The organism is Rhodococcus erythropolis NBRC 15567, assembly GCF_001552595.1.
GTDB lineage: Bacteria > Actinomycetota > Actinomycetes > Mycobacteriales > Mycobacteriaceae > Rhodococcus_F > Rhodococcus_F erythropolis.
The window spans coordinates 18,982-43,184 of record NZ_BCRM01000003.1 but is presented as its reverse complement, the minus strand read 5'-3'; the positions used below and the strand labels follow the sequence as shown (position 1 = coordinate 43,184).

Here is a 24,203-nt window from a genome sequence, read left to right as displayed (position 1 = left end):
AGATGTCGGCAACGGACGGCACACGGAAGATCGAAGACGACGTCGTCACCGATTTTTCCGAGAAGATGAGTTACGGGGCCTACCTCGGACTCGATACCCTCCTGGATTCGCAGCATCCGGTGAGCGAGCCGGAACACCACGACGAACTCTTGTTCATCATTCAGCACCAGACCAGCGAGTTGTGGCTCAAGCTGTTTCTCCACGAGATACGGGCGGCCAGAGCAGCGATCGCTGCCGACGACATTCGGGTCGCATTCAAGCGGATCGCACGCGTCAAACACATCCAGGCCACTCTGACCGAACAGTGGTCCGTGTTGGCGACACTGACGCCGGCGGAGTATGCGGAGTTCAGGGGCGTTCTCGGCAACTCGTCGGGGTTCCAGTCGTACCAGTACCGCGCCGTGGAATTCGTGCTCGGAAACAAGAACGCCGGCATGCTGAAGGTGTTCGAATCGGATCCGTCCGCCCATCGATTGTTGGAGACCCTGCTCGGAGAGCCGACGCTGTACGACGAGTTCTGGCGGTACCTGTCCAGGCAGGGTTACGACGTTCCGGCGTCTGCTCTCGAACGAGACGTCAGCGCGCCCTATGTGCGCAACGACGAGCTGATTCCGCTGGTCAAGGCAATCTACGAGAACGTCGAACAGCACTGGACGGCGTACGAGGCATTCGAGGAGTTGGTCGACCTCGAGGAGAGCTTTCAGCTGTGGCGGTTCCGGCACCTTCGGACGGTGCTGCGGGTGATCGGCATGAAGAAGGGGACCGGCGGTTCGAGTGGTGGTGCCGGGTTCCTGCAACGTGCGCTGGAGTTGAGCTTCTTCCCCGAGCTGTTTGCCGCCCGAACAGAGATCGGTACCTGACACACCTGCTTGATGACACACAGTTGCTTGTCACACCCAGCTGTTCGTGACACACGACGAATCCGAGCCCGAAGGACAGGAGTCTTGGACAAGATCCGACAGGGTCGCTTCGACCAAGCTTGACTGCGAAGTTGCAAGTCGGTGACAGGAGAGCGTCGGAGTGGACAAGAAATCAATGGTGGCGGACCTGGCGGCGCTGGTAACCGCCGAGTCGCCCAGTTCCGACCTCGGCGCAGTCGATGCATGTGCGGACGTGGTGGCCGACATCGGCGAACGCCATCTCGGAAGCGCCCCCGAACGTATCCGTATCGACGGACGCCAGCACTTGCGTTGGTCGTTCGGCGCGGAGCCGAAGGTGATGCTCCTGGGCCATTTCGACACCGTCTGGCCGCTCGGAACGCTCGCGGAGTTGCCCTGGTCGGTCACCGACAACATCGCCACCGGACCCGGAGTCTTCGACATGAAGGCCGGCATCGTCCAGCTCTTCCATGCGCTCGCATCGCTTCCGTCGCTCGACGGGGTGGTCGTGCTCCTCAATTCCGACGAGGAAATCGGCTCCCCGACTTCGCGCGCACTGATCGAGGAGCAAGCCCGTCAGGTCGACGCTGTGCTGGTACTCGAGGCCGCCGCCGACGGCGCGGTGAAGACCGCGCGCAAGGGTATGTCGCTGTACTGCGTCGACATCGAGGGACGCGCTGCACACGCCGGACTGGAACCGGAGCGAGGTGTGAACGCCGTAGTTGAGCTCGCACATCAGATTCAGGCCGTGGTGGAGCTCGCGGACCCGGCGGCGGGAACGTCGGTGGTGCCGTCCGTGATCAGTGGCGGAACCACGACCAATACCGTTGCAGCGCAAGCGCAACTGTGGTGTGACGTTCGCATGTGGTCCGCGAAGGAACAGGAACGCATCGACCGTTCGATCCGTGCGCTGACACCGGCGCTGGCCGAAAGCCGAATCTCGGTGTCCGGAGGACCCAACCGCGGACCACTGGAATCAGTGTCTTCGGAGAAGCTGTACTTTCTCGCTCACCAGGTCAGCAGTGAGAGCGGGTTGGGAATGCTTCGCGACTGCGCAGTCGGCGGTGCGTCGGACGGAAATTTCACTGCCGCAGTCGGAACTCCCACGTTGGACGGCCTCGGTGCCGTCGGCGGTGGTGCCCACGCAGCGACAGAACACGTAGAGATAGATCAGATGATCCCGCGCGCCACCTTGTTGGCCGGTCTGGTGACTCGAATCCTGGAGGGAGGACTGTGACGATGACGTCGCCGAACAATGTCCAACGCAAGACCGTTCAACCATTCGGAGGTGTATCGCCTTCACGGATGCGGCAAGCAATCAGCCAGGCCGAGCAAGCCGCCCTGCTTGCATGTGTGACTATCGAAACCGTCACCGGGCATGCCGAGTTGGAACAGGTATTCGGTCTGTTCGAGAAGGTATGGCAGCCGGAGAGCGGTAACCCTCCCGTCCATCGGGACATGATGAAAGCGCTCGCGCACTCCGGTAACTACGTCGCCGGCGCTTTTCGTGGCGGAGATCTGATCGGCGGCTCGGTTGCATTCTTCGAGGAACCGCAACATCGTTCGTTGCATTCACACATCACGGGGATCCTGCCGAACGTGCAGAACGGGCACATCGGCCTCGCGTTGAAACTGTTCCAGCGAGCGTGGGCACTGGAACGAGGAATTCTCCACGTGCGGTGGACTTTCGACCCGCTCGTCGCTCGCAATGCCTACTTCAACGTCTCGAAACTCGGTGCGTTCCCGATCCAGTATCTGCCGCGTTTCTACGCGCCGATGAACGACAGTCTCAACGGCGGCGCAGACAGCGACCGATTGCTGATCGACTGGGAAATCGGTAGCAGCAAGGTTTCCGACGTCGTCGCCGGTTCGGGAGAGGTCCCGACTCCCGAGTCGTTGGGAGCGAGCGAACTGTTGTCGATCTCCGAAGCCGGCCTGCCCGTGTTGAAGTCGACCAAGAATCGTTTCGTCACGGTGGCTACACCGAATGACGTGTACACACTGCGTAAGTCGGACCCGGCGGCAGCGAACGACTGGCGCCTGGCAGTCCGCGAGACTCTCGGGGGTGTGCTCGCCGAGAACGGAGTGGTTCTCGCAGTCACCAGGACCGGAAAATATGTACTGGACCGTGCGCCGGGAACACAGGCAGGCAGGACAACAGCGGAGGTTACATCGTGAAGATCGACGGAGTTGAATTACGCCGGGCAGCAATGCCGTTGAAGGCGCCGTTCCGAACCTCGTTCGGCACGGAGACCACCAAGGACGTGTTGTTCGTCAAGGTGGTCACCTCGGAGTCGGCGGGCTGGGGCGAGTGCGTTGCGATGTCCGAGCCTCGCTACTGCTCCGAATACACGGACGGCGCCGCCGAAGTCCTTCGTAAGTTCCTGATTCCGTCTCTGGGCGAACTCACCGATCCCGACGTGCATGCCCTGAGCGCGGCGATGGAACAGTTCGCCGGACACCCCATGGCCAAAGCGGCACTGGAAACCGCATTTCTCGACGCCGAGTTACGGGCCGCCGGGACGAGCATGTCTTCGTACCTGGGTGCAGTAGTCGATCGCGTACCCGCGGGTGTTTCGGTGGGTATCAAGAATTCGATCGACGAACTGCTCGAAGAGGTAGGCGGGTTCCTCGACGCCGGATACCTGCGCATCAAACTGAAGATCGAACCGGGCTGGGACATCGAGCCGGTTCGCGCAGTCCGCGAGAGGTTCGGCGACGACGTACTCCTCCAGGTCGACGCGAACACGGCGTACACCCTGGCTGACGCGCGCCATCTCCAGCGGCTCGACGACTTCGACCTCCTGCTGATCGAGCAGCCGCTTCCCGAAGAGGAACTGCGTGGCCACGCCAGGCTGGCCGAGATGATGCGGACGCCGGTCTGCCTCGACGAGTCGATCACCTCCGCGAAGGTCACTGCCGACGCTCTGGCAATCGGTGCGTGCAGCGTGGTGAACATCAAACCGGGACGTGTGGGCGGTTATCTGGAATCGCGTCGTATCCACGACGTCTGCAAGGCCAACGGAATTGCCGTGTGGTGCGGCGGAATGCTCGAGACCGGAATCGGCAGGGCTGCCAACGTCGCCCTTGCCGCGCTCCCCGGATTTGTCCTACCAGGCGATACGTCGGCTTCCGACCGGTACTTCGCCGAAGACATCACCGAGCCGTTCGTACTCGACAACGGTTACGTGAAGGTTCCGGAAGGGCCGGGCATCGGCGTCGAACCGATCCCTGACCTGCTCGAAGCAATCACCACGTCGGTCGAATGGATCGGCATGGATCGGCTTTGACGAATCACTATGACACACTTCGTTCACAGGACGAAGGAGTGATAGACGTGGGCACCGTACGACCTCGCATCAGTTTGGTGCGGCTTCTCGAAGACGTGGGAACTACGGTGCTGAACCCGGTTGTCGGCGACCCGGAGGCGGTCCAGGAGATCGCCTCGGTGGTCATTCACGACCCCGACGACGACTCACCCTCGACACCGGACTCCATGGTGCTGCTCGTCGGCATCACCGGAGGCGAACGTATCGCGGAGTCCGTGGCCGGCCTGGCCGAGCGCGGAGTACGCGTGGTGGTCGCGCGAGTGACCACCGAGGTCAGCGATGCCGACCGTGAATCCATCATCTCCTCCGGCGTTGTCGTATTGACCTTGGCGCGTGGAGTTTCGTGGGTTCAGCTCACAAGCCTGCTTCATTCGGTGCTCTCGGCACGGAACGAAGTCGGGCACATCCACTCGCGCGGAGGTGGACCGGCCGGCGATCTGTTCGCTTTCGCCAACGCCGTCAGCGCACTTCTGGATGCGCCGATCACGATCGAGGACCGAAGCTCACGGGTCATCGCCTTCTCCGGACGTCAGGAAGAAGGTGACGGTCCACGTATCGCGACCGTTCTGGAGCGCCAAGTTCCTGACCAGTACATTCGAGTGCTCGAAGAAGCGGGAGTCTTCGACCGGCTCTATCGCAGCGATGATCCGGTGTGGGTTTCGGCCGAGACCCTCGGTACAAAAATGGGTCGTATCGCCGTGTCCATCAGAGCCGGCGACGAGTTCCTCGGCTCCATGTGGGTGGCAACCGGTGAGCCGATGTCCGAGGACCGGATGCGTGCACTGCGCGATTCGGCCGGGTTGATTGCACTGCAGATGTTGCGGTTGCGCGGCGGCGCCGACGCCGAGCGTCGACTGCGCGCAGACCTGATCGCAACCCTTCTCGACGGTGGATCCGGTGCGGTCGACGCGATGAATCGCCTCGGCCTCGGGACCGGTCCCGCACTCGTGATGGCATTGGGCCGCAGGTCTTTCGAAGGATCGTCGAAGCCGGACGACGCAGCCCATGTGGTGCGGCTGACCGACGCTCTGGCCATGCACCTGGGCGCGGTCCATTCGCAGTCGGCTGCTGCTCTGGTCAACGGAACCGGCTACGCGGTGCTGTCAGTGCGAGGGCATTCCCCGGCAGAAGCCGAGCTACAGGCGTTCCGTGTGGCCTCGGACTTCCTGGACCGAACCGGAGCGTCCGGCGACACGATCATCGGGATCGGCCGGGTCGTGACCAGACCGGCGCAGCTGAGCCGATCGAAGCGCGACGCCGAACATGCCCTCGAAGTGTTGTTGGCGGGACGAGCGTCGGGCAGCGTCGCCACCTTCAGTAGCGTCCACGTCGATGCCATCCTGTTGGAGATCGCGTCGGAAGCTGCAGCCGAAGGGTTCTCGGACCTCGGACCCATCGAGGCGATCGCCAGCCACGACGCAGCTCACGCGACCTCGTTCGTCGACACCCTCGATGCGTGGCTCAACGCCTTCGGTGACGTCGGTGACGCCGCGGCGTCATTGCACGTACACCCCAACACCTTTCGGTATCGTCTCAGCAAGTTGAAGGGTATGGCCGCGTTGGATCTGGACGATCCCAACGTCCGCTTCCGGTTGATGGTGCATCTTCGTCTGCGCGGTCCACGCTAGCTCGAAAGCCGAAAAATGCGGGTCGCACTGATTTCTCAGCGCGACCCGCATTCTTCGTCAGTGGGTTCAGATCAGCTGTTGTTGCGAAGTGCTTCGACAGCGATGCGGCCGACGGTTCCGATGGAGGCGTCGATCTTCGGGGCGCGGTGGGTGAGCTCGTGGGACTTGGTGAAGACACCGACGGCGTAACGCTTGCCGTCCGGGTACGCCACGACGCCGGCTTCGTTTCGTACCAATCCCAGCGTTCCGGTCTTGGCGGCGACAGTGACCTCGTCGGGGAACCCGGACGAAAGGCGGTGCGGCCAGACCTGCTTGCTCATGATGGTTCGGACTTCTTCACAGGCTGATGCGGGGCCGGCTTCGTCCCTCCAGATTGCAGCCAGCAACATTGTGATCTCACGAGGAGTGCTGGAGTTGGAGCGGGCCGGATCCATGACGGAAATTGTCCGAAGAATTTCGATGGGCGGCATTTCCAGCAAGGTGCCCTTGTCGACACCGAGGTCGTCGTAGACCGATTTGAACAGACCACGGCAGTCACGGACCAAGTTGGTCTTCTCCAAACCGAGCCCGCGCAGCGTTGCGACGATGTTGTCGAGTCCGAGGCGTTCGTACAGGAAATCCGTGGCGGCGTTGTCGCTGAAGCTCATCATGAGCAGAGCGAGGTCTCGCCAGCTTGCGGTGACGTCGTCGGCGCAGCCGCCGATACCGATGCCGCCGGAGCGGAACTCGGCGGTCACCGTGGCGTGCTCGGTCGGATCGAGGGTTCCGGCCGCAACTTCACGGGCGTACTGCAGTACGACAGGAATCTTGAAAACGGAGGCGAGGATGACACCTTCGTCAGCGCCGTAGCCGAACTCTTCGCCGGAATCGATGTCGCGTGCGTGGACGAACGCATCGGTCTTCGCTTCGGCGAGTACAGCAGCGATCTCCTGCTGTGCGCTCTCAACGTACGTGGCGGTTTCGGTCATTCGAGAAGCCCTTTCGTCGGTATCCGTATATCTGGGTTATTCGTGGATCTGACGATAGTGAGTCGACGCCGGGGGGTCTTGTACGAATCGACGAAGGTTGGCGCACGGTTCGGTGCTGATACGCCGAATCAACCGATTGTCAGGGTGTTCCGGGGGCAGGGGTGTTCCGGGGGTCAGGACGCATAAGTTTCGAGGCGACGTCCGACCAGTTCGGCGACGTCGGTCCGACGCTTGTCCGAGACCACGCCTGCCAACAGGATGGTGAACAATTCGTCGATACGGTCGTTCAAATCGCTTCGTCTGGTGAGCACGTTCGAAACCAGTTGAACGCCGGTGAATGCCGAGATCGCCACGCGACCCACCGATTCCGGCTCCACGTCGTCGCGGATATCGCCTTCGAGCTTCGCGGCCTCGGCCAGTTTTCGAAGCTCGCGGATCCACACGACGTACGGGCCTTGCGAACCGTCGGCAGAGGCCAATTCGAGGGTAAGTCGGACTCCCGCACGAACAATCGGGTCCGCGACGAGTTGGCGGCCCATCTCGTGGCACACCATGACGAGCTGCTCCAGTGCCGGTGCGCCCGTGGCTGCAACTGCGGTGAAGGCAGTGATCGACATCTGGTGCTGTTCTTCGATGACCGCCTGAGCCAATTCGTCTTTGGACGAGAAGTGGAAATAGACCGCGCCCTTGGTCATCTGCGCCGCGGACACGATGTCATTCATGCTCGTGCTGCCGTACCCCGTGACTTCGAACCGATCAGCAGCGCCTTGAAGAATCTGTCGGCGACTGATCTTGGCACGTTCCTGCATTGCTCCCTTGTCCTCCGACTGTTAACACGTGAACCAGTTTTAGGGCCCTAGGTCCCGGACCAGCGCCCCACGGTAGCAGCGAATCTCGTGCTCGCGCGACAGCGCGAAACGGACTGTTCGGTGTGCAATCGCAGGTCACGGTCGGTAGGAGTGACAAATGCGACCGCCGCAACCTCCGTTGGAGGCTGCGGCGGGGAGTCCAGTTATCGGCCAGCGAAATTCGGTCGAAGGTACGCGATCAACGAGTCGAGACAGTTGACTCGAAGCCGAGGTCGCGTAGCGCCGACTTGAGTTTGGTCTGCGCCTCGTCGAGAGATTCGGGTGACGGCGAAGTATCGGCGCCACTGATGTCGAAGTTCCCCATGTCGTATGCGGGGAAGACGTGAACGTGAAGATGCGGAACTTCCAGACCTGCGACGAGGAGGCCCGCCCGAGGCGCGTCGAACGCCTTCCTCACAGCCTGACCCAGGGTGCGGGCAACCGCGGTGACCTTGGCAAAGAGTTCAGGATCCACGTCCTGCCACTGATCGACCTCGGCTCGCGGTACCACGAGTACGTGGCCCTGCGTTACCGGCGCGATGGTCAGGAACGCGACAACGTCGTCGTCCTCCCACACGAAACGTCCTGGTAGATCTCCGTTGATGATGGCGCTGAAGACTGAAGGCATACCACGAGATTAGCCCGCGTCCGGTTGCCAGGAAACTCCCAGGCTGGACGCAGGTTCGTCGGAGCCGGCCCGACAAATCTAGGACGCATGACGACAGAAGCCATGCAGACCGCGGGCAGCACGGACGCAGGGGAGCTTTCCGCGACGACTGTAGTGCTGGACGTGGTCGTCCCGGTATACAACGAAGAGGCCGGCCTGGAGATGTGCGTGCGGCGCCTGCGCCGGCATTTACGCACACAGGTGCCATTCTCTGCACGAATTACCATCGCGGACAACGCCAGTGTCGACGGCACGTTGGCACTCGCACGTTCCCTCGCCGAAGAATTCGACGACGTCCGGGTCGTCCACCTGGATGCGAAGGGCCGTGGTCGAGCACTGCGGCAGGTGTGGAGCGACTCCGATGCCGACGTGGTCGCGTACATGGACGTCGACCTCTCCACCGATCTCAATGCCCTGATGCCGTTGATTGCTCCGCTGCTCTCCGGCCACTCGGACATCGCCATCGGTTCCCGGTTGGCACGTTCGTCGCGCGTGGTACGCGGCCCCAAACGCGAGTTCATCTCACGTAGCTACAACCTCATCCTCCGAAGCGCACTGCATGCTCGCTTCTCCGACGCTCAGTGCGGATTCAAAGCCATGCGAGTCGATGTTGCGCGGCAACTACTTCCGCTGGTGGAGGACACCGGGTGGTTCTTCGATACCGAATTGCTCGTGCTGGCCGAGCGAGCGGGCATGCGGATTCACGAGGTCCCCGTCGACTGGGTGGACGATCCGGACAGTCGGGTGGACATCATTGCCACCGCAGTTGCCGACCTCAAAGGTGTGGTCCGCGTCGGGCGAGCACTGTCGACCGGTTCCCTTCCCTTGGCTGAGCTCAGGGCGAGTTTCGGACGTGAACCACTGGTTCCCGGAGTCCCTCGAGGAATGGTCGGGCAGCTCTCGCGCTTTGCCGTGGTGGGAGTCATTTCGACGCTCGCGTACGCGCTGCTCTACCTCGCACTGCACTCGGTGATGGGGGCGCAGTGGGCCAACGCCGTCGCATTGCTGGTGACCGCGGTATTCAACACCGCCGCCAATCGAGCCTTCACCTTCGGGATCCGCGGGTCGGAAGGATCCGCCCGTCACCAGATGCAGGGCCTGCTCGTGTTCGGGTTCGGTCTACTGCTCACCAGCGGATCGTTGTTCGTTCTCGACGTCATGGCGCCCGACGCGTCCAAGCACGTGGAGCTTGCCGTACTCGTCATTGCCAATCTTGTTGCCACAGTGAGCCGATTCGTCGCGCTGCGCTGGGTTTTTCGCACTGCACAATCCGTAGGAGCCAATCGATGACCGCCACTGCAGAGACACTCGCCGCGCCGCTGCCGGCGCCGGAACCGCAGCGTCAGGTGCGCTGGGAACCTTGGGGGCTCGGAGTGTTGTTGGTGGGCACCGGAGTCGCCTACATCTGGGGCCTGGGCGCGTCCGGATGGGCCAACTCGTTCTATGCTGCTGCAGTACAGGCAGGTTCGGTGTCGTGGAAGGCCTTCTTCTTCGGTTCCTCGGATGCTGCCAACTCGATCACCGTCGACAAGCCGCCGATGTCCCTGTGGTTGATGTCGCTGTCGGTTCGCATCTTCGGACTCAATTCCTGGGCGATGTTGGTGCCGCAGGCACTCCTCGGGGTCGGATCGGTTGCGCTGTTGTGGGGAACGGTTCGACGGTATTTCGGTGCGGCCGCCGGCCTCCTCGCCGGCTTGGTACTTGCGCTCACACCCGTAGCGGCGCTGATGTTCCGGTTCAACAACCCGGATGCCCTGCTGGTGCTCCTGATGATCGCAGCAGTGTGGGCGATGATGCGCGCCGTGCAGGACGGTCGCACCCGCTGGCTGGTGTTGGTCGGTATCTTCTGCGGATTCGGTTTCCTGACAAAGCAATTGCAGGTCATGTTGGTAGTTCCACCGCTGGCGCTCACCTATCTGATCGCCGGACCGCCGAAACTGGGTAAGCGCGTACTCCAACTGTTCGCGGCGCTGGGCGGACTGATCGTCTCCGCCGGATGGTGGTTGGCAATCGTCGAACTGTGGCCGGCCGACTCGCGTCCGTGGATCGGTGGTTCGCAGAACAATTCGATTCTCGAACTGACGCTCGGCTACAACGGGCTCGGACGCTTGAGCGGCAACGAGACCGGAAGCGTCGGCGGCGGCGGAATGCGCGGTGCTGGTGATGCTGCGGCCGGTGCTGCTGCGGGAGGCTTCCCCGGAATGGGCGAGGCCGCAGGCGGTATGGCAGCGGGAGGCATGGCACCAGGTGGTGGCGCCGGTGGCGGCATGTGGGGGAGTACCGGCATTACCCGACTGTTCGAATCTGCCCAGGGCGGACAGATTGCCTGGTTGATTCCTGCTGCACTGATACTTCTGGTGGCTGGAATCGTGCTGCGAGGCAGGGCTCCCCGCGCTGACACACAGCGCGCGTCATTCATCGTCTGGGGACTGTGGCTGTTGGTGACCGGTCTGACCTTCAGTTTCATGGCGGGAATCTTCCACGCTTACTACACCGTTGCGCTGGCGCCGGCGATCGCCGCACTGATCGGTTCAGGATCCGTATTCGCTTGGCGTCATCGTGACGTCCTCTGGGTTCGCCTCGTTCTGGCGGTGTCGTTGGCGGCAACCGTCGCGATGGCGTGGGTACTGCTCGGACGCTCGCCTTCGTTCGTACCGTGGCTTCGCTGGGCGATTCTGGTCGTCGGCATCGTCACTGCCGTGGCAGTGCTGATTCCGGCAGCGACGCGAGGTCGATTGGCTGTGGCAGTGATCCTCGCGGCGATCTTCACCGGCCTGGCGGGTCCGACTGCGTACGCGATCGACACGATCAACACTCCGCATACCGGTTCCATAGTTTCGGCCGGACCGAGCGTCGAAGGTGGAATGGGCGGGCCGGGCGGTGGCCGCGGAGGATTCGGAGGATTTGGCGGCATGGCTGACGGCGGTAACCGTCGGACTGACGGGGCAGGGACCGGAACGCCGGGAACGCCCCCTGCCGGAATGGGTCAGATGCCCGGTGGTGCAACAGCTCCGGGTACCACCACATCGACCACCGACGGAACGCGGGGTGCAATGGGCGGCGGCGCAGCCGGTGGTTTGCTTCAGGGCAGCACACCGGGAGCCGCGGTCGTGTCCACACTCGAAGAGAACTCCGACCAGTTCACGTGGGTAGCCGCGGCAATCGGGTCCAACAGCGCATCGGGTTATCAGCTTGCGACGCAGTCACCGGTCATGGCTATCGGAGGGTTCAACGGGAGTGATCCGTCCCCGACACTCGCGCAGTTCCAGCAGTACGTGTCAGAGGGCAAGATTCACTTCTTCATCGCCGGCGGTGGGATGGGTGGCGGTATGAACGCCGAAGGCACCGCTACCGCCATCTCGACGTGGGTGACCGAAAACTTCACCGCCACAACGGTGGACGGAGTAACCCTCTACGACTTGACGGTTGGGGGCTGACCAACATGAACGCACGCCAGGTCCGCATCGGAGGTGCTCCCCCCGATGCGGACCTGGCGTGAAGTTGTATGTCTGAGGTTCGTCCTCAGGTTTTGAAGGTGGTGTTCGCCGGCCGCGGGTGCTGCTGCGGGTCGATCGACGGTGGTGGGATGAACCAGGGCTTGTTGTCGACGCCGATGCGGATTTCCCATTTTCCGACGAAACCCGATTTCCGGTGCATCAGCCGGTGATGTGAACGGCACAGTAGGACAAGGTTGTTCATCACGGTCGGGCCGCCGTTGGCCCAGTGCCGGATGTGGTGTGCGTCGGTCCAGGCCGGTACACATGTGCAGCCGGGGAAGGCGCAGCCTTTGTCTCGGGCGATCAGCGCCACTCGCTGTTCGGCGGACACTAATCGCTTTCCGGGTTTCGCATCGAGCGGTGCGCCGTGGTCGTCGAGCAGTACGGTGGAGAGGAAACAATCGCAGCCGAGGAGTCTCGTCTGCGAGACGGACAGTGGCCCCAGCCAGGGCATGTGCCCGACATCAAGATCCGACACAGCCACTCCACTACCAGAAGTAGCGGGTGCGGCTGCGCAGTCCCGATGCTCAGCGAGGTCGCGGGCGTTGATGTGCACGTTCACGTGCGGACGCTGACCACCATCCGTACCGGTCTTCGCGCAGTCCAGATAGCGGCGGATCAGTTCGGTGAACCCATCCGCCGTGCGTTTCGCCGCCGACCGAGAATCCGGGGTTCCATCCGGTGCCGGGGTGGGCATCGTCAGATTCGACAACGCCGACAACAACATTTCGCCGGTGAGAGCGTCGAAATCCCCGCGCACCACCACCCGACCGTTCAATGTCGACGCGATCCGCAACTCGTTCCGATCCACATCCTCGGCGGGTGGAATCTCATCGGACTCGAAGATTCGCTCCAAGGTCGCGATAACACTCCGCACCTTCGTGGTCGTCGCCTCCACTCCGGAAGCGGCAGCCAACAATAAATCGATGCACCTCGGTAGCGCTTCGTCAGGCATGCCCTTTGGTGGTGATTCGCAGAACGCCACGATCAACACGGCATGATCGAAGGAGCAGTCCCCGTCATCGAATCGGGCCGCCACTGCCGGAAACGGGCGTAGCGCTGCACCGAGGGCGGCGATCTTCTTCCCGTCCCGAACCTGCAGCATCGTGTTCGCCGCCAACCAGCAACCCACCCCGCGGCTGGCAATCACCTGATCATCAAGACGCATCGAGAGTTCGTCCACCACCGCCACCCGCACAGCCTCGAGACGAAGAATCTCCGCACTCGCCTCGATAGCGGCAGCACGCAACTCAGAAGCAGACAGCTGCCACAGGCGTCCGCGCAACCCCACCGCAGAACCCGAAACCACTTCCGACAGATAGACACTCATTGAATCCCCCGATCCCCACCCAAAACAATACTCGAACACGCGTTCGAGTCAAGCGTCAATTTTGTTGGGCTGGGGTGTGTTGCTCGAGGTGGCAGATGAGACTGGTATGGCCGTGCGTCCTCGGGTCGATGAGAGAATGAAGCGTGCCTGATCGACCTGAGATTGTCTGTATTTGCGGCTCTGTGCGATTCGCTGAAGAGATGCGGGAGGCGAACCGCGACCTGACGTTCGCAGGCGTGATCGTCGTCGCGCCGGGCGAAGCAGACGAGGCGATCTCTGTCGAGCAGAAAACGCTGCTCGACGCGCTTCACCTGCGCAAGATCGACCTGGCTGATCGGGTGCTGGTCGTCAACCCACGCGGATACATTGGCGAGTCCATGCGCCGAGAGATCGCGTACGCGCGCGCCACCGGCAAACCAGTGTCGTTCACGGCGCCGTTTGATCAGTAAGCGCCTCGTTGGTGCAGGCGGCAAGGAAGATCCCAGGCAGAGTTGCGAGTGTTGCAGGAGAGTCGGTGGAGCGCGCTCCCGTCCGGAACCGCCACGCAGTCGGTTCGAACACCGTGCGCCGATCTACGGGCGGTTGACCGGTCGCCTTCACCTTCGGGAGCAACGGACCGATCACCTCCCACGCCTCATCCGAAATCGCATCACGCAAAACGCATAAACACTCGCCCGTGAACTACCGGATCAGGATTGGCAACACGCTCTAAGCGCGAATGCCGTCGAGGTCGTGGACCACGTCGCAGCAGGCGCCGAGCAATTCGCGATCATGGCTGATGAGTAATACGCCGACGCCGGTTTCGGTGGCGCGACTCTCGATCAACCGAATGAGCGCGGCCGTCGTGGCGGCGTCGAGCATCGCCGTCGCTTCGTCACAGATGAGGTATTTCGGTTGTTGCGCCAGCGATCTCGCTAGACAGGCGCGCTGCAGTTGGCCGTCGCTCACCTGGTGGGGTCTACGGGACAAGAGATCGGGAGTGAGGCCCACTTCTGCTGCCAGTGCGACCACATCGATTGTCCTACCGGCAATATCGCCGGGTTGACCGATGATCGAGGCGAGCGTCTGCCGAGGGTCGGTCGATGCGCGAGGTGACTGAAACAGCATGGACACCGTCCCGCGCAGTGTCGCGGGTACCGAGAATTTGGTACCCACGACGGGTGATCCGTCGATTCGCACCTCACCTGACCACGGTGCATCCAACGAGGCGAGAATCCTTGCAAGTGTTGATTTTCCGGTGCCAGAAGGCCCGGTCAGGCCGATCAGCCTTCCCGGCGGAATTTCGAGCGAGACGTTCTCGAGCACCGGTCGGTTCCGGTGGTAACCGCTGGTAATTCCCAGAGCTTGCAAACTCATGTCAGCCCACCTTCCGCAGCGTTCGGTACGTGCGGTCACCCAGTGTGACCAGTTCGGTCGGGCCACCGGATTGTTTCGACTCCGGGCGTCGTAGGTGATAGACGCAGTCGTCGGGGAGATCGGTGAGTTGCGGTGGTGATCCGGGCATGGGATTCAAGCCTCGGGATGGCAAGGCGCCGAGCAGGTCTCGGGTGTAGTCGTGAAGCGGATCTTGGAACACCAGAGCCGCCGGACCGGTTTCCATGATGCGTGATGCGTACATGACGGCAAGTCGATCCGCGACATCGCTGCGGGTGAGTGATGCAAGGTCATGGGTGATGAGCAGGACAGCCGCCCCGGAGTCAGCGCACTCTCGAAGTAATCCCATGACGTGGTCGGTGAGTTCGCGGTCGAGGTTGGCGGTGGGTTCGTCTGCGACGATCACCGATGGATTCCCGGCCAGCGCACCGGCAATGGCAACGCGTTGCGCCATGCCGCCCGACAGTTCGTGCGGGTAACAGTCCAGGGCCGACGGTTCGAGTCCGACGCGAAGTGCCAAGGCGTCGCAAGTGTGGTCGCTGCCGAGTGCGTCGATCGTCTCCTGTAGCTGCGATCGCGCAGTCCGGACGGGGGTGAGATGTGTTGCGGCGGATTGTGGAACGAGAGCCACGTGCCGCCCACGGAACGCGGTGCCGGAGAAGACGTCGATCTCGAGGTCCGCTGTACCGACGGTGACCGTTCCGGTTCGAGAAGCATTCGGCGGCAACATGTTCATGACCGAGGTGGCGATGATCGACTTGCCACACCCGGATTCGCCGACAAGCGCGGTCACCGTGCCGGCTGGAACGTCGAGGTCGATGTCGCTCGCAGCGTGGACTACGGATCCTCCGGGCAAAGGGATCCTGACGGTGAGGGATTCGATGCGTAGGCCGCGTTTCACAGTCGTAGCTCCGAAGGTCGAGGGGGCGTGAGCATCGACCGCAGGGCCGAACCGGCAACTGCAACAGCGACGGTGGCGATCACGAGGACTGCGGCGGGGAATGCAAGCGTCCACCAACCGCCGAGGAGTAGAGAACTGCGTGCCTCTTCGAGAAGCGTCCCGAGACTGGGTTTGTGCGGAGGAAGACCGAAACCCAGGAAGGACAATGTTGATTCGTGCCAGACGGCATGGGGCAGCAGGAGAACGACTGCGATCAAGGCCTGTGGCGCCGTCGCCGGCACGAGGTGGCGCATGATCACGTGACGTCGACTTGCTCCCGCGAGAATGGCGGCATCGATATAGGGACGCTCGCGCAGACTCAAGATCTCTGAGCGGATGATCCGGGCCACTTGGGTCCAGTGGGTCAGTGCGATCGAAAGCACGATGGCGGCAATGCTTCCACGGAACATCGCGACGATGACGATGCCGAGCAACAGGTGGGGGAGTGCGTTGACGGCATCGGTGCCGCGCATGACGAACCTGTCCACCCAGCCGCCGACCAGTCCGGCCGTAGTGCCGACGGCGACGCCGATCACCGTGGCGAGCAACGCGCAGGCGAGTGCGATCAGCAGTGAGGTTCTGATGCCTGCAGCTATGCGCACGAATAGGTCTCGGCCCGCCGAGTCGGTTCCGAACGGGTGATCGAACGACGGAGCCAGGCGAGCCGCCGAGAAGTCTGTGACTCGGTCGTCGACGTCGGCCAACCATGGGACCAACGCCGCGTACAGCGCAACGAGGATCAGCACGCCGAGGGCGATCTTGAAGCGTCGTTCAGCCATCGGTACCTACTCTCGGGTCGAGCACTGCAACCAGCACGTCGGCAAGCAGTGAGCCGAGCATGACCGTCAATGTCGTACCGACGGTGAGGAACGCGAGCAGTGCCATGTCGAGGTCACGGGCTGACGAGACGATGGCGCCGGCGATCCCTGGCCAACTGAAGACCTCTTCCACCAGCACTGCCCCGACTATCAGCTCGGGCAGTCGCACGCCGACGATGTTGACGAAAGGCGCCAGTGAGGTCGGCAGTATGTGGCGTTTCGTGATGGTCGGCGTCGGGATTCCGCGTGCTACGGCGCCCGCGACAAATCCCTCACTTTTCGAACCCACGACGGACTCTCGGACCGCAAGTAGGAGCCACGGCATTTGCGAAATGGCGAGCACCGTCACCGGTAGGACCAAGTGCCGGATGACCTGTGCCGGTGTGGGATCGGCGCCCCCGTCGGTCAGTCCGGCGACCGGGAGCCAGCCGAGAGTCAACGCGAAGAGCGCGATGGCACCCAGCGACAGGACAAACGGCGGAAGTCCTTGGACCACGACGCTCAGCCCGGACACGGTCTTGTCCAGGAATCCTCCACTGCGGATTCCGGCGAGAACACCGAGTGTCAGCGAGGCGAGAATCGCGATGAGGAGTGAGATCCCGACCAGCAGCAAGGTCCATGGCAGACGTTCGAAGATGACTTGGGAAACAGGCTGATTGAACGATCTGGAGATCCCGAGATCGCCGGTGAGCACACCCTGGAGCCAATTCCAGTACGTGCTGTACCAGGGGTTGTCGAAACCCATCTGGTCGGCGATCAACGCTTTGTCCGCATCGCTTGTCGTCATGTATCGCGTGCCGAGGTAGCCGACCAGTGGATCGAACGGTGAGATCGCGGCGGCTGCAAAGAGTCCCGCGGACACCACGGCGATGACCGGCACGATGAACAACACCCGCCGACCGACCATCGTGAGGATGGCCTTTCGGCGGGAGTTGTCACGGTGGCCCCGTGTCGGCCCCGCGTCTGGCCGAACGTCGACCGCTGTCATTGCCCTCGGGCCCACGTCTGCAGTGACCACCATGGACCCCAGGTCACACCGTGTGAGTGTGGTTCGAGTACCGGTCCGGACATCTGCCAGTCGGAATCCTTCGACACGTACGTATGGTCGAGGAACACGAGGATGACAAATCCGGGATCTTCGACGTACGCCTGCTGTACGTCGCGATACGCGGCATCACGCGTTGCCTGATCCAGGCTGCGGCGTCCTACTTCCAAGCCGGCGTCGACTGCTGGATTGGAGTAGTCACTGGCGTTGTCGTAGATGCTGCCGACCCCGGGCGCGATGTACTTCGAGTTCAGCGCGTCGTACGCCTGTGTGTCGGGGTCGAAAGGTTCGTCGCCGCCACCGAGAAGCGTCGAATCCTGGTTGATGCGAGGGTCTATGCGGTCCCAGGAGAGTGCTTCGAGGTCCACTTCGATGCCGACAGCGAGAGCGTCGGAGGTAAATGCCTGAGCGAGATCGCGTCGAACGGTGTCGACGGAGTTGTACATGATCGTGAACTGCGCCCGCTGACCGTCTTTCGAACGGATTCCGTCGGCACCTTCGATCCAGCCCGCTTCGGTGAGTATTCGCTCGGCCTGGGTCGGGTCGTAGGCGAAGGTTGCGTTCGGGTTGTACGAATCGCCGTAGACCTCGGGGATCGGAGTGGCGGCGACGCGGCCGTGTCCGCCCAGGACGTTGTCGATCATCGACTGGCGATTGGCGGCGAGGTTGAGCGCCATCCGCACGGCTTTGTCGCCTGCCACGGGATTGTTCGTCGGGAGTGAGAGCCCGCGCCAGTCTGCTGACTGATGAGCCGTCACGGACATGTTGTCCTTGCCTGAGAACGTATTGGCAAGCAGTGGAGGGAGATTGGTTCCGTCGATCTCGCCGGACACCATACGTTGGGCGCGGGTGTTGTCGTCAGGAACGTAGAGGAGAGTCAGCTTCTTGACCTCCGGCGCACCGTCCCAGTAGTTCTCGTTCGCCTCGAAGACCGCTCGATCCGGTGAGAGGTCGACGAGTGTGTACGGACCCGTACCAACCGGTGCGGTGTTCAACGGCGATTCGGCGGCAAGTCCGGGTGTCGCGAGGGACTCCGACGGAACCATGCCGATCAGCATCTTCGTCAGCAGTGGGGCATACGAGTAGGCGAGGCGGAACTCGACTGTGCTGTCGTCGACGGCCACGACGTCGCTGATCATGTCGTACGACGACCGCGCTTCGGAGGCGGAAGCGGGATCGAGGATCGCCTTGTACGTGGCAACCACGTCGGCGGCGTCGAAGGTCGATCCGTCGGAGAAGGTGACCCCGTCGCGGAGTTTGACCGTCCAGACTGTCGCGTCGGCGTTGGCAGTGGGCATCTCCGCGGCCAGAGACGGCTCGAATCCCGGCATACCGGTGCCTCCGGTGAGCCGGACGAGACCGTCGTACATCTTGGCCTCACCGGCAGCGCCGAAGCCTGCGACCGGGTTGTAGCCGCCCAGTTCGTAGCCGTCGGCCAAGACCAGGCCGTCGTTGTTGCCCGAGGAGCCGGTGCCAGTCGGGCTACTGCACGACGTGATCAGAAGTGCGCCGATTGCGGCGGTTGCGGTGAGCGTCAGAACGCCGGGTTTGTGGAGTTTCACGGGTGTCCTTTCCTTGGTGGACAGGTGTCCGAAAACATCTGTTCACCTATTCAGGTATTCATATGATCTCATCTCGAAACGGATATTTCGCACAAAGGTCGAACGCTGGGACCTTGGCCCCGTCAGTGGCACTCCGAGAGCGCTGTTATCGCAGGCCGTAGTCTGTTCCCCGTGCGCGTACTAGTAATCGGCTCCGGAGCCCGTGAACATGCCCTCCTTCTCTCTCTTGCTCGCGATCCAGGTGTCACGGCCCTGATCTGCGCGCCTGGCAATGCCGGGATCGCAAAAATCGCCGAGCAGCACCCCGTCGACGTAGCTTCTGGTGACGCGGTTACCGCGCTGGCCCAGAAGGTCGAAGCCGACCTCGTCGTCATCGGACCCGAGGTTCCGCTGGTCCTCGGCGTCGCGGACGCGGTGCGCGCAGCAGGTATTGCCTGCTTCGGGCCTTCGGCCGACGCCGCCCGCATCGAGGGATCGAAGGCTTTCGCCAAGGACGTGATGGCTGTCGCCGGCGTCAAGACCGCTCACAGCGAGATCGTCGACAATCCGGCCAAGCTCGACGAAGCACTCGACCGCTTCGGTCCCAACTGGGTGGTCAAGGACGACGGACTGGCCGCGGGCAAGGGCGTAGTCGTCACGACGGATCGTCTCGCCGCGCGCGATCATGCCGCTGAACTGCTCGAGACCGGGCACCCGGTTCTTCTCGAATCCTTCCTCGACGGTCCCGAAGTTTCGCTCTTCTGCCTCGTCGACGGTGAAACTGTGATCCCACTGCTCCCGGCTCAGGACCACAAGCGCGTCGGCGACGGAGACTCCGGACCCAACACCGGCGGCATGGGCGCGTACACACCCTTGCCGTGGCTGCCCGACGAGATGGTCACGCAGATCGTCGACGACGTCGTCAAGCCCGTCGCTGCCGAGTTGGTCGCACGCGGTAGCAGTTTCTCCGGCCTTCTCTACGCCGGTCTCGCGATCGGTGTCGACGGCCCGGCCGTCGTCGAATTCAACTGCCGATTCGGTGACCCCGAAACTCAGGCCGTGCTTGCTCTCCTCGAAACGCCGCTGGGCGGTCTACTCAATGCGGCATCGAACGGAACACTCGATTCGGTCGGTCCGTTGCAGTGGCGCGACGGTTCCGCTGTCACGGTCGTGATTGCTGCCGAGAACTACCCGGCGACCCCCCGCACCGGCGACGTGATCACCGGAGCCGACGCCGACGGAGTCCTGCATGCCGGTACCAAAAAGCGTGAAGACGGAGCCGTCGTCTCGGCCGGCGGGCGTGTGCTGAGTGTTGTCGGAGTGGGCAAGGATCTGACCGAAGCGCGTGACGACGCCTACGCAAAGATCGCCGACGTCAAGCTTCCCGGCGGTCATTTCCGCACGGACATCGGACTCGGCGCCGTCGAAGGGCGCATCTCTCTTCCCTGACTCGTTCTTTCGGAGGGCCGGTGAACTTTCTGTTCATCGGCCCTTTTCATGGAAAATCAACGGTTCCTCGAAGTTACCCACGAGTATGGACTTCTCGTTCGGTTTCTCCCGGTATATCTCAGCGCGGGGGTCACGGAAAGAGAAGGGCACACTTGAGCATTCGCGCTGGATCCAACGAACGGCACGCACGTACCAATTCCACGCTCTCGCGTAGAAACTTCTTGGCAGCAACAGGATTAGCTGTGGGCGCCGCTGCGCTCTCGTCCTCGTGGACTACGGCCGCCGCTGCGCCCAGGCGAGCATTGAGCGACGGAGACCGTGTCCCTGCGCTCGTGATCGGCAGCGGATACGGCGGAGCCGTTGCGGCTCTTCGGCTGACGCAGGCCGGCATCGACACACACATGGTCGAGATGGGGAAGTCGTGGACCACACCGGGGTCCGACGGCAAGGTCTTCTGCCCGATGCTCTCACCGGACGGACGTTCCTTCTGGCTCAGAGACCGTACAGTTCAACCGGTTTCACACTTCTCCGGCGGCTCGGTGGACAAGAACATCAGCCGCTACGTCGGCGTTCTCGACGCCGAGGACTTCGGCGGGATCAAGGTCTACCAAGGCCGAGGGGTCGGCGGCGGGTCGCTGGTCAACGGCGGCATGGCCGTCACACCCAAGCGCAACTACTTCGAAGAGATCCTGCCCGGGGTCGATTCCAACGAGATGTACTCGACGTACTTCCCGCGGGCCAACGCTGCGCTCGGAGTCAACAACATCGACCCGGCCTGGTTCGAGTCGACCGAGTACTACAAGTTTGCACGAACCGGGCGAAAGACCGCTGAGAGATCCGGTTACACAACAACATTCGTGCCGAATGTTTACGACTTCAACTACATGAAGCAGGAAGCTGCTGGTCAGGTCACCAAGTCTGCCCTGGTGAGTGAGGTCATCTACGGCAACAACGCGGGAAAGAAGTCTCTGGACAAGACGTACCTCGCTGCGGCATCCGCCACCGGCAAGCTCACGATCTCGGCGCTGCACGTCGTGACCTCGGTTGCGCCGGCCGCGACCGGTGGTGGATATCAAGTGGTGATGAACCAGATCAACGAGCAGGGCAACACCGTCGGCACCAAGACGGTGACCGCGGACAAGGTCTTCTTCGCGGCCGGCAGTATCGGTACCAGTAAGCTCCTGGTCGCGATGAAAGCACAAGGGCAGCTGGCGAATTTGCCGGGTGCGGTTGGGCAGGAATGGGGGCACAACGGCAACGTGATGGTGGGTCGCGCCAATCACATGTGGGACGCCACCGGCGCGAAGCAGTCGGCGATCCCCGTGATGGGTATCGACAACTGGGCCGACGCATCTGCTCCTGTGTTCGCGGAAATCGCGCCCTTCCCAGCCGGTACCGAACTGTGGGTCAGCCTGTACTTGGCGATTGCCAAGAATCCGCAACGTGCTCAGTTCCAATTCAACTCGGCAACAGGCAAAGTCGGTTTGAATTGGCAGCGCTCGCAGAACCAGCCGTCGATCGACATGGCGAAGAAACTCTTCGACAAGATCAACAAGAAGGAAGGCACGATCTACCGGACCGACCTCTTCGGTCCGGTGCAGACGTGGGGCGACCAGTTGACGTACCACCCCCTCGGCGGTTGTGTGCTTGGCAAGGCGACCGACGGCTACGGTCGTCTGCCGGAGTACCCGGGACTGTATGTCATGGACGGATCCCTCGTTCCGGGCAATGTCGGAGTCAATCCGTTTGTCACCATCACCGCTCTGGCCGAACGGAACATCGAGAACATCATTGCGAACGACATGAACTAGAGCGGCGACTCGGGGTCAGGTGCGGTGGGATCAACTTCCTGCCGCACCTGCTCTGCGTGGGCAGCGGTTACAGTCACCTGGACAGACGACGGTCGATCCAGGGATGTAGACGTGAGGCGGACAAAATCCGAGGTCGACGGTGATTGGCTCCGGTGGGGCGTGCCGTCGAGCGACGAGCTGGTGGTATCCGAACACGAATTAGACGACGAGCCCGAAGATTTGGTTCTGTGGGGTGGTGCGTCGAGTGCTGATCAACCGGTGACATGGGAAACCCACGCGCACCGATCGAACGAGATTCTGTTCCCTCGTTCCGGCATTGTGGTTGTTCGCTCGGGCGCCCAGATGTGGACATTGTTGCCGGGACGAGGGCTGTGGATACCGGCACTGCATCGACACTCGGTGCGCGTTGCCGCGGGTGCGCAGTTCCTGACGGTGTATTGCGCTGTAGGGCAGGGGCCTTCGCTCGGTGATCACCCGGTTGCGGTACACGGCACGCCGCTACTCTACGAGTTGTTTCTGCATCTGAGTGCTCGCGAGATGTCGGACGACGCGAGGCGCCGCGCCGAGCGAGTGTTCTTCGACCTCGTCGTTCCCGGCGACGAGCGCGGAGCGATGAAGATCCCCGATTCGGGCCCGGTCGGGCGGATTGCACGCGACCTGTTGTCTCATCCGGAGGACCCACGCAGTTTCGGAGACTGGGCGAACGAGATCGGCGTCAGCACCAGCACTTTGGCTCGTCGGTTCAAGGTGGACACCGGCGTGAGTTTCGGCCAGTGGCGAGTGCTGCTTCGGATGAACGTGGCGATGTCCCTACTCGGCCAAGGTGTTGCGGTCGCCGACGTGGCCGAGCAGATCGGATACTCGACGCCCAGTAGTTTCGTCGCCGCTTTCAAACAGTCCACCGGTGTCACGCCGATGGCATTTCGAAAGAACGCGGATCGTTGATCCGATTTCGACATTCTTTGACAAAACTCCGCGATTGCGTCATCCCCTGATCCGCTCTACCGTTAGCCATGTAGGCGAGGCTTACTTTACTTTCCGGGTTCGGGAGTTTCCCGAAACTCGCTCGACAGCATGGGGCAGAAGTGATCGATTTTGTTGCGCCGCGTTCGAAACGCGGTAGCAGGGCCATCTTCATGGCTGTGGCAGTGGCACTTTCGACGGTGCTGGCAGCATGTGGCACCTCGACGACCGACGCGAAGTCCGACGGTGATGCGTGGACGTATGTCGATGCGCGTGGTCAGCAGATTTCACTCGACAAGATCCCCGAACGCATTGTGGCGACGGCGGACACCGCGCCGGTGCTACTCGAATACGGGGTCGTTCCAGTCGGTATCATCGGCTTTTCCAGGCTCGACGAATCCACGTTGAATGCATTCGACTTCAGTGGAATTGCCCATGTCAGCGAGACCGACACAGATATCAGTGCCGAGAAACTCCTGGCAGTGGACCCGGATCTGGTCATCGACATCTGGAGTTCGTACAACGGCGGAAACTTCGGCAGCATCTGGGGCGACGATATCGCTCGCGTCGAAGAGGTTGCTCCCATTGCAGGTGTCAAGATCACCGACGGGGCGCAAGCGGCGTTGGACAGCTTCAGTTCGTTGGTTCAGGGTATCGGCGGCACCGACACCTCGCCGGTCTACGCGGCAAAACGGGAAGAGTTGAGTGCGCTCGGTGACCGGGTGCGTGAATTGGCCACATCGCGAACGAATATCTCTGTTGCATACGTGATTCCGTTGGAGTCGAGCCTTGACTACGCGGTGCCGGGATGGACTCCGCTCGGAAGTATTCTCGAAACGATGGGCGTCGAATTCGCGAAGCTGGACAGTGAGGACGGTTTCTGGGCATCAGCGAGTTGGGAAGAGCCGGGCGTCTTTCCGGCCGATCTCCTCCTGATTCCGCCGACGTGGTCTGCCGCGCCGGAGCTCAATTCGCCGACGTTCACCAGGCTTCCGGCTGTGGTTTCGGGCCAGGTTGCCTCGGTAGAACTGCGTACGGGGTACAGCCTGACGGGCATCACGGAGCAGATGAGGCGTTTTGCCGACGTCTACGAGAAGAGTGGGAAAGTCACCTGAGT

The 24,203-nt window shown here is 62.3% G+C and carries 22 protein-coding genes; 12 read left to right on the top strand and 10 right to left on the bottom strand.

All coding sequences use genetic code 11. The annotated features are described in order from the left end of the window. The first annotated feature begins 2 nt into the window (after window positions 1–2). The 5 genes from RE4_RS07930 to RE4_RS07910 all read left to right on the top strand — a co-directional run bounded on the left by RE4_RS07930 (window position 3) and on the right by RE4_RS07910 (window position 5,835). Window positions 3–860, top strand: coding sequence for a tryptophan 2,3-dioxygenase (locus tag RE4_RS07930; RefSeq protein ID WP_019747028.1), 858 nt, complete (start codon window positions 3–5; stop codon window positions 858–860). A 160-nt stretch (window positions 861–1,020) separates the two neighbouring features. Continuing rightward, a complete protein-coding gene (locus RE4_RS07925; protein ID WP_020968524.1) occupies window positions 1,021–2,115 on the top strand; it encodes a M20 family metallopeptidase in 1,095 nt (364 codons plus the stop codon). Between the two features lie 2 nt (window positions 2,116–2,117). Continuing rightward, window positions 2,118–3,056: a GNAT family N-acetyltransferase gene (locus RE4_RS07920; RefSeq protein WP_003945514.1), complete on the top strand. Its 939-nt coding sequence runs from the start codon at window positions 2,118–2,120 to the stop codon at window positions 3,054–3,056. Continuing rightward, window positions 3,053–4,168 (top strand): o-succinylbenzoate synthase, encoded by a 1,116-nt coding sequence (gene menC, locus RE4_RS07915; RefSeq protein ID WP_060938384.1) that lies wholly within the window; start codon window positions 3,053–3,055, stop codon window positions 4,166–4,168. Before RE4_RS07920 ends, menC begins: the two co-directional genes overlap by 4 nt. A gap of 47 nt (window positions 4,169–4,215) precedes the next feature. After that, window positions 4,216–5,835 (top strand): PucR family transcriptional regulator, encoded by a 1,620-nt coding sequence (locus RE4_RS07910; RefSeq protein WP_020968527.1) that lies wholly within the window; start codon window positions 4,216–4,218, stop codon window positions 5,833–5,835. 71 nt (window positions 5,836–5,906) lie between these two features. Here RE4_RS07910 and RE4_RS07905 read toward each other — a convergent pair whose 3' ends face one another. From RE4_RS07905 to RE4_RS07895, 3 genes are all read right to left on the bottom strand, one after another. Beyond that, on the bottom strand, window positions 5,907–6,803 hold the full coding sequence (locus tag RE4_RS07905) for a serine hydrolase (RefSeq protein WP_020906342.1): 897 nt from the start codon (window positions 6,801–6,803) through the stop codon (window positions 5,907–5,909). Between the two features lie 173 nt (window positions 6,804–6,976). After that, a complete protein-coding gene (locus tag RE4_RS07900) occupies window positions 6,977–7,612 on the bottom strand; it encodes a ScbR family autoregulator-binding transcription factor (RefSeq protein ID WP_019747034.1) in 636 nt (211 codons plus the stop codon). A gap of 238 nt (window positions 7,613–7,850) precedes the next feature. After that, a complete protein-coding gene (locus RE4_RS07895) occupies window positions 7,851–8,279 on the bottom strand; it encodes an HIT family protein (protein WP_046377986.1) in 429 nt (142 codons plus the stop codon). Between the two features lie 87 nt (window positions 8,280–8,366). Between RE4_RS07895 and RE4_RS07890 the strand changes: the two genes are divergently transcribed. Together RE4_RS07890 and RE4_RS07885 are read left to right on the top strand one after the other, a co-directional pair. Continuing rightward, window positions 8,367–9,608 (top strand): bifunctional glycosyltransferase family 2/GtrA family protein, encoded by a 1,242-nt coding sequence (locus RE4_RS07890; protein WP_060938383.1) that lies wholly within the window; start codon window positions 8,367–8,369, stop codon window positions 9,606–9,608. Next, a complete protein-coding gene (locus tag RE4_RS07885; protein WP_060938382.1) occupies window positions 9,605–11,755 on the top strand; it encodes a glycosyltransferase family 39 protein in 2,151 nt (716 codons plus the stop codon). Before RE4_RS07890 ends, RE4_RS07885 begins: the two co-directional genes overlap by 4 nt. 85 nt (window positions 11,756–11,840) lie before the next feature. On the opposite strand, the gene RE4_RS07880 is transcribed toward RE4_RS07885, so the two are convergent. After that, window positions 11,841–13,145: an HNH endonuclease signature motif containing protein gene (locus tag RE4_RS07880; protein ID WP_060938381.1), complete on the bottom strand. Its 1,305-nt coding sequence runs from the start codon at window positions 13,143–13,145 to the stop codon at window positions 11,841–11,843. Window positions 13,146–13,345: 200 nt separating this feature from the next. On the opposite strand from RE4_RS07880, the gene RE4_RS07875 reads away from it, so the two are divergent. Continuing rightward, on the top strand, window positions 13,346–13,594 hold the full coding sequence (locus tag RE4_RS07875; RefSeq protein WP_238077129.1) for a hypothetical protein: 249 nt from the start codon (window positions 13,346–13,348) through the stop codon (window positions 13,592–13,594). Here the strand turns inward: RE4_RS07875 and RE4_RS31840 are convergent. The 6 genes from RE4_RS31840 to RE4_RS07850 are packed head-to-tail and all read right to left on the bottom strand — an operon-like array spanning window position 13,572 to window position 18,884. Continuing rightward, window positions 13,572–13,802, bottom strand: a complete 231-nt coding sequence (locus tag RE4_RS31840; protein ID WP_080656729.1) for a transposase — start codon at window positions 13,800–13,802, stop codon at window positions 13,572–13,574. The genes RE4_RS07875 and RE4_RS31840 overlap by 23 nt on opposite strands. Before the next feature lie 51 nt (window positions 13,803–13,853). Beyond that, window positions 13,854–14,501, bottom strand: a complete 648-nt coding sequence (locus RE4_RS07870) for an ABC transporter ATP-binding protein (RefSeq protein ID WP_060938379.1) — start codon at window positions 14,499–14,501, stop codon at window positions 13,854–13,856. A 1-nt stretch (window position 14,502) separates the two neighbouring features. Beyond that, window positions 14,503–15,420: an ATP-binding cassette domain-containing protein gene (locus tag RE4_RS07865; protein ID WP_021342968.1), complete on the bottom strand. Its 918-nt coding sequence runs from the start codon at window positions 15,418–15,420 to the stop codon at window positions 14,503–14,505. Beyond that, window positions 15,417–16,238, bottom strand: coding sequence for an ABC transporter permease (locus RE4_RS07860; RefSeq protein ID WP_020906350.1), 822 nt, complete (start codon window positions 16,236–16,238; stop codon window positions 15,417–15,419). Before RE4_RS07860 ends, RE4_RS07865 begins: the two co-directional genes overlap by 4 nt. Then, window positions 16,231–17,265 (bottom strand): ABC transporter permease, encoded by a 1,035-nt coding sequence (locus RE4_RS07855; protein WP_031332876.1) that lies wholly within the window; start codon window positions 17,263–17,265, stop codon window positions 16,231–16,233. Before RE4_RS07855 ends, RE4_RS07860 begins: the two co-directional genes overlap by 8 nt. Further along, window positions 17,262–18,884, bottom strand: coding sequence for an ABC transporter substrate-binding protein (locus RE4_RS07850; RefSeq protein ID WP_060938378.1), 1,623 nt, complete (start codon window positions 18,882–18,884; stop codon window positions 17,262–17,264). The genes RE4_RS07855 and RE4_RS07850 overlap by 4 nt, the downstream gene beginning before the upstream one ends. Before the next feature lie 171 nt (window positions 18,885–19,055). Between RE4_RS07850 and purD the strand changes: the two genes are divergently transcribed. The 4 genes from purD to RE4_RS07830 all read left to right on the top strand — a co-directional run bounded on the left by purD (window position 19,056) and on the right by RE4_RS07830 (window position 24,201). After that, entirely contained in the window at window positions 19,056–20,312 is a 1,257-nt protein-coding gene (gene purD / locus RE4_RS07845) for a phosphoribosylamine--glycine ligase (RefSeq protein WP_020968538.1), read from the top strand. Between the two features lie 152 nt (window positions 20,313–20,464). After that, complete coding sequence (locus RE4_RS07840) at window positions 20,465–22,123, top strand: GMC oxidoreductase (RefSeq protein ID WP_029254543.1); 1,659 nt, start codon at window positions 20,465–20,467, stop codon at window positions 22,121–22,123. Between the two features lie 111 nt (window positions 22,124–22,234). After that, window positions 22,235–23,068 carry a helix-turn-helix domain-containing protein gene (locus RE4_RS07835; protein ID WP_050768575.1) on the top strand — a complete coding sequence of 278 codons (834 nt, stop codon included), beginning with the start codon at window positions 22,235–22,237 and terminating at the stop codon, window positions 23,066–23,068. A 191-nt stretch (window positions 23,069–23,259) separates the two neighbouring features. After that, the gene (locus tag RE4_RS07830; RefSeq protein ID WP_047889098.1) at window positions 23,260–24,201 is read left to right on the top strand and encodes a substrate-binding domain-containing protein; all 942 of its coding nucleotides are present in this window, start codon (window positions 23,260–23,262) and stop codon (window positions 24,199–24,201) included. The last annotated feature ends 2 nt before the right edge of the window (window positions 24,202–24,203 follow it).